Origin of the sequence: Pseudoalteromonas sp. S2755 (genome assembly GCF_005886535.1) — a bacterium.
GTDB lineage: Bacteria > Pseudomonadota > Gammaproteobacteria > Enterobacterales > Alteromonadaceae > Pseudoalteromonas.
This window is the reverse complement of record NZ_PNDS01000251.1, coordinates 1-1,082: the sequence shown is the minus strand read 5'-3', so window position 1 is coordinate 1,082 and position 1,082 is coordinate 1. Positions and strand designations below refer to the sequence as shown.

Here is a 1,082-nt window from a genome sequence, read left to right as displayed (position 1 = left end):
GTTTCTTTACGGTTAATATGGGTTTTCGCGCACGGCAAAGCGCTGAAAATACAGAATTAAGAAATTCTAGAATTGAGAATGTGAGTTTTGCTAAGCTAACAAGCGTTCACAGTTTGTTAGGTTTGTCCGTCGTCGTTTTTGCAGTGTTTCGCAGTAAGCGGTTATTGTTCGCTCTCGACCAACGGCACCGTGAAATACCCGAGAAAATTGCGTAGTGAGTTTTATCCAGTTCTCAGGCTCTATATTTAATCGAGTAAGAATAGGTTGAGACTCAAAGATATAGCCTCGCTTGTCGGCGCGAATACATTGGCCTGTGAGTTCAACCAACTCAATATAGGATTTGAGCTCGAAAGGCAGTCCTTTAGGCATATGTTTTCGCGGGCTGCCAGCAAAACGTAGTAGGCTTTTTGGTTGTTTGCCCAGCTTAGCGTGGTCGATGCGCTTTTTGATGCTGGTGTAGTCTGAGGTTTCAGGCGTTGCGGCGATTTTGGCTCTAATGGGGTTTAGGTCTACGTAGGCTAGACAAGCAGCCAATGCCGCCTCATCCAGTAATGTTTGGGATTTAAATCGTCCTTCCCAAAAACGGCCTGTACAATTATCTTCTTTATTTGCTCGGCGGGCGATGTCTTCGTTAAGTACGCGCATAAACCAGCTAATATCTGCGAGCCTTTCCCTGTACTTGGCGACATGCTCATTGAGTATCAATCGCTCCGACTCATTGAGTGGCTTACCTTCAGTAAACTTTTGGCTTATCCAATTGCCCTTAAACAACTTGTGGCATCGTATTACAATCGCTTTATCCGACAGGCGCTTAGCTTTTTTATCATCAACATATAAAACAATGTGAGTGTGATTACTCATCACCGCATAAGCGCAAATATCAATACAAAACACAGATCCCAACATCAATAGTTTCTCTTCAACCCAATCCCGGCGGTGTTCGTATGATTTTCCAGTAAATTTATCTTCACCGCACAGAAAGGCGCGCCTCACGCAACGGGAGATACAGTGGTAGTATTTGGTGTCGGTTAAACTGAGTTGTTTTTACGGGCAGTCGCCATTGTGTGGCCGCCGCCTTCCTT

At 44.8% G+C, this 1,082-nt stretch carries 1 protein-coding gene; it reads right to left on the bottom strand.

The features are described 5' to 3' along the window. Positions 1-90: 90 nt before the first annotated feature. On the bottom strand, positions 91-1,005 hold the full coding sequence (locus tag CWC03_RS23105) for a transposase (protein ID WP_138583826.1): 915 nt from the start codon (positions 1,003-1,005) through the stop codon (positions 91-93). Positions 1,006-1,082: the final 77 nt, after the last annotated feature.